We start from the raw sequence: 4,552 nt of genomic DNA on the forward strand, positions 1-4,552 counted from the left end.
CGCGCCGGGGCGTTGATCTGGTGGCCTTGCACGCCTGGAGCGATGTCGGGATCTTCACCGAAGACTGCCCCGAGCACGAAAATCAGGGACGCGAACTCCTCACCGAACGCCTGGCCGGCTGGCAGCAGCAGTATCCCGACGTGCAGGTGCATCGACGGGTTGTGCGTGACGACCCGGCCCGTTGGCTGCGCCAGGAGTCTGAAGACAGTCAGGTGGTGGTTGTGGGTAGTCACGGCCGCGGCGGATTCGCGGGCATGCTGTTGGGCTCGGTCAGCTCGGCGGTAGCGCAGTCGGCGAAAGTCCCGGTGATTGTGGTGCGGCCCCGCTGACGTCGCGGGGCTGATCTGCCTGGTGCGGCAACTTGACCGCACTTGACGTACTCGACCGTGCTCGGCGATTTGTGCCGGCCGCGGAATCGTGTTCGCGATGCAGGGTCAAACAAGACCTGCGGGATGGCCTATAGGCCGCAGGCATGCTGACAAAGATCGTCGAAGGCAGAATCTTCATGGCCCTTCCCAGCGCGGTAAGGGCATTGAATCAACGATGACGATTCCAACGGGCAACATCGATCAATCAACACATTTCGGGATCGGGCCGCGTCTCTGGCCGTACCGTCGCCTCCGCGATTAGTCCCGGTTGCGGTGCGGCGTCAGTGATGACTGTTGGCGCGGCCGCCGTCATCGTCGGTCAAGCACCGTAGCTCGCGTCCCATTGCGCGCAGCGGATCCAGTCAAGCGGCCACAGGGTGATGGCCACCAGCGACGCTGCTGCGTGATGCAGAGAACAAAAATGACGAGCCAGCGCAGACCCCCTCGAAGCCGGCCTGCGACGTCAAGGCGATCACCGGCCTTGACGTGCTGGTCCCACGCCAGCCAACCGGCGTGCATGCTGCACAGGTCGCGCCATTCGGCTAACACACCGATTGTGCCGGTGGCACTTTCGGCCGTGGTAGCGCTGTCTTGGGTTACAGTGGCGGCCACGGTGTGACGCGTGAGCGCCTGCTCGGCATAAGCATGGTACCGCGCGTCGGAGACCGCGGTACCGACCTAACCGGCGATGGGAACCGCCAGAAGTGACTGCTCGCCGAGACGGCTCAATCCCCTGCGGACTTACCAACTGTGCCACCTTCCGCGGCGCGCGACCGCATTTGCATGCACTATTCGGTGCAACATCCGACGTTCATCAGTGGGCCCTGCTCGACCACCCGGTGCCCCGCTGGTGGGTCCGCGACCGCATCGCGCTGCTGGGTGACGCGTGCCACGCGATGCTTCCTTACCTCGCCCGGGGCGCGGCGATGGCGATGGAAGATGCCTGGTCGATCGGCCAGGCGCTGGCCCAGGATCCCGACCCAACAAGCGCGCTGTGTCGATGTTCGGTGAGTCGAGTGCAGCGCGCCACCCGGGTTCACGAGCAGTCGAGGCAGAACGGTAGGGCCTATCACCGCAGCTCGCCTGCCGGGCGCGTTGTGCGCGACCTGGCGCTGACGGCAATGGGCCGCCGTGGAGGGGATCGTTTCCTCAGACGCGCGCCGCTACTTACCGAACTATTCGACGCGCGAGTTCTCCACCTCGTTCGCCGGGGCTACTCGGCGCAAGACGAGCCAGGGGAAAGGTACGACGTCTACGTCATCGACTACGGGGCGTACGTGGATTTGATTAACACCCAGAACGCTCCGCGCCGATTACTTCCGGTCGATATCGACGGCGAAGACTTGGATGACTCCGATGCAGGATGGGTGGAAGCACCGGAGCAGGACTTGCGAGCATTGCGACGGGCGATTCTCGACATAGACGTGTTCCTGTGTTCCTGGAATTGAACCCACAGTTTGCGTGAGGAGCAAATATCGCCTCTGCAATAGGCGCACGTAGTATCATCCTCTTCGTGAACTATTGCGGCCCAACGGATTTGGATACACTGCAGCTCGGTCAGGTCGAACGCTGACACGCCATGATCGAGATGCGTGTCGGAGTATGTATCCGACCATGCCGGGTATATACACGATGCGTAAACAGTATATACTCGTCTGAGGGGACTTATGCCTAAGAGATTGATCGACTTAGACGACGACCTTCTTGCAGCGGCGCAGCGTGAACTAAGGACCACCGGTGTCTCGGACACTGTGCGAATTGCGCTGCAGCAAGCGGCTGCCAAGTCCGAGCGGGCGCGCCAGATCGAATGGCTGGAGCAGGGTGGTTTGGAGGGCATGGCCGACCCAGATGAGCGCGGGGAAGTGTGGCGCTGATCGCGCGTTATCTGATCGACACCAGCGCCGCCGCGAGGATGCGCCACACCGAGGTGTCTCGGCGCCTGCGGCCGCTGATCGAAGATGGTGTGGTCGCCACAACAGCATCGCTGGATGCCGAAGCGCTCTACAGTGCCCGCGGGCCGGCCGAATACGAGCAGCTCTGGGCGGACCGCCGCGCCGCCTACGAGTATCTGCCGACCAATGACGAGCATTGGCAGACCGCACTCGGCGCACAGCGAGCCTTGGCACGAACCGGCCAACATCGAGCCGTCGGCATGGCCGACCTGCTCACCGCGACCCTCGCCGCCGCACACCAACTCACCGTTGTCCACTATCACGCTGACTTCGAAACCGCCGCAATGGTATTGACGTTTCAGCATCGATGGGTGCTACCACGAGGGAGCGTCTAGCCAAATCACAGGCGCTGTTTCATGGATAAGATTGATTATCCATCTTTAACCTCGCCGTTTTCATCAGATGAATCACGGTCCTGACTGGCGGTTGGCCATCGGGCTGGCGCCGTTGCGGCCGAGAAGCCTTGATAAATGACCGTTTTGGGGCGCGACGACGTGGGCGGGGGCTTTCGGTATGGCTCGGTTCGCCGACACGCCGGCGCGAAGTGTCCTGAACGTGACGCGTCTAGCTGCAGCGATGTGGTATTGATTCAGTGGATGATTCAATGATGCATCTAATGAGACCGGGTAGGAGGCTGATTTGCCCCTCGACAAGAGTGGCCGCGTACATGTCGTCGGGTCGGTTCCGCTGCTGCATCCAGAGGCGCAGACCGTCGACGAGATGCTCGAGGGATGGCGCAATCAGCAAATGTGCCGCAACCTAGGCCATGACACGATTGCGGGACGAATCCGGCTGGTCGAGCGTTTCGTCGAGCACACCAATGAGTTCCCGTGGATGTGGACGCCGGCCTTGGTGGAGGAGTTCTTCGGCGATCTGCGGTCGGTCAAAAGATGCAAGCAGTCGACTGTGCGTCGTTACCAGAATGCGTTGCGGTTGTTCTGCTCGTATGTCAGCGATCCCGACTACGGGTGGGATCGGGTGTGCGAACAGCGATTCGGCACGCATCCTGCTCAGGTGTTTTTCGATTGGAACACCGCGGTCCATGTGCAGGACAACGAGCAGTCCCCGACCAAGCGCGCGTTCACCAAACGAGCGCTGCAGGATTTCTTCGACCATGCCGACGACCAGGTGGCGCTGATCGCGGCCTCGGCGCCTAAGGGCTGGCTGCCGGCCTACCGGGACGCGACGATGTTCAAGCTCGCCTACTCCTACGGCCTGCGGTTTAACGAACTGCGCCATCTGCAGACTGTGGATTTGTCCCGCAATGCTCACGCCCGCGAGTTCGGCGGTTACGGCGTCGTTCAGGTGCGCTACGGCAAGGCCAAGAAGGGATCCCCACCCAAGCGGCGCGGCGTGCTGAACGGTGTTCACCTGGACGCCGGAGGTGATCACCGACTGGCTTGCCCATGGTCAGCCGGCTATGACCGATGGGCTTGACCTATTTCCCAGCGAGCGAGGCGCGTTGGTCGCCGAGAACACGCTGTTGCGCCGGTTCCGCCGGTATTGCCGGGATCTGGCGTTGCCAGACGGATTGGATCTGCACTCGCTGCGCCGCTCGTATGCCACCCATTTGATCGAAGACGGCTGGGATGCCAGGTTCGTCCAGGACCAGATGGGTCACGACCATGCCAGCACGACGTCGCTGTATACCTGCGTGTCCAGCGACTACCGGGTCAGCACGTTGCGCCGGGTGTTGGACACCACCATCAACACCGCGCTGTCGTTGGGGGAGGAAAGCTCATGAAACGGTGAGTCGACTACACCTGGCGGTTGGCCGAGCTGATGGCCGCTCGTGGGATGCACAACAGTACCGATCTGATTCCCCTTCTTGTCGAACGGGGGATCAAGCTTTCACGGCCACAGGTGTATCGCGTGGTTCATCAACGCCCCGAACGGGTTTCGCTTCAAATGATCGCCGCACTGTGCGATATCTTGGGTTGCGGCGTCGAGGACCTGGTCACCGTGACCGCGGCCGATGTCCGCCAACGCAAAGCGTCGGCCAGCTCGCAGAGCGTGCCCAGGCCCAATGTGGTCGAGCTCAACAAAGCGGTGCGTCCGCGCCGAGCCAGGGTGATCAGCGATGACGATTAGCCCCCACAGGCGCTCAACCAAACGGGGCCGCCCGCGGGTTACCGGCGGGCGGTTCCGCTGCAGCCGGTGTGAGCGGATGGCCAACCAGCGACGAGCGTCCTGGCCCGGCGAGGACCTGTGCTACAGCTGTTTTTACGCAGC

Annotated in this window: 5 protein-coding genes and 1 pseudogene; all 6 read left to right on the forward strand. The window is 62.4% G+C overall.

Annotated elements, in window-relative coordinates; genetic code table 11:
- A partial coding sequence (locus ACLQI9_RS04170; protein WP_442391139.1) for a universal stress protein occupies window positions 1-329 on the forward strand: 329 nt, incomplete at its 5' end.
- Between the two features lie 743 nt (window positions 330-1,072).
- Window positions 1,073-1,816, forward strand: a complete 744-nt coding sequence (locus ACLQI9_RS04175; protein WP_442391141.1) for an FAD-dependent monooxygenase — start codon at window positions 1,073-1,075, stop codon at window positions 1,814-1,816.
- 219 nt (window positions 1,817-2,035) lie between these two features.
- On the forward strand, window positions 2,036-2,242 hold the full coding sequence (locus ACLQI9_RS04180) for a DUF2191 domain-containing protein (RefSeq protein ID WP_442391143.1): 207 nt from the start codon (window positions 2,036-2,038) through the stop codon (window positions 2,240-2,242).
- A complete protein-coding gene (locus ACLQI9_RS04185) occupies window positions 2,233-2,655 on the forward strand; it encodes a PIN domain-containing protein (protein ID WP_442391145.1) in 423 nt (140 codons plus the stop codon). Before ACLQI9_RS04180 ends, ACLQI9_RS04185 begins: the two co-directional genes overlap by 10 nt.
- Before the next feature lie 304 nt (window positions 2,656-2,959).
- Window positions 2,960-4,064, forward strand: a pseudogene (locus ACLQI9_RS04190) (tyrosine-type recombinase/integrase).
- Window positions 4,065-4,090: 26 nt separating this feature from the next.
- Window positions 4,091-4,411 (forward strand): helix-turn-helix domain-containing protein, encoded by a 321-nt coding sequence (locus ACLQI9_RS04195; protein ID WP_442391147.1) that lies wholly within the window; start codon window positions 4,091-4,093, stop codon window positions 4,409-4,411.
- Window positions 4,412-4,552: the final 141 nt, after the last annotated feature.

It is taken from the genome of Mycobacterium sp., from assembly GCF_052143115.1.
In the GTDB taxonomy this organism is placed as follows: Bacteria; Actinomycetota; Actinomycetes; order Mycobacteriales; family Mycobacteriaceae; genus Mycobacterium.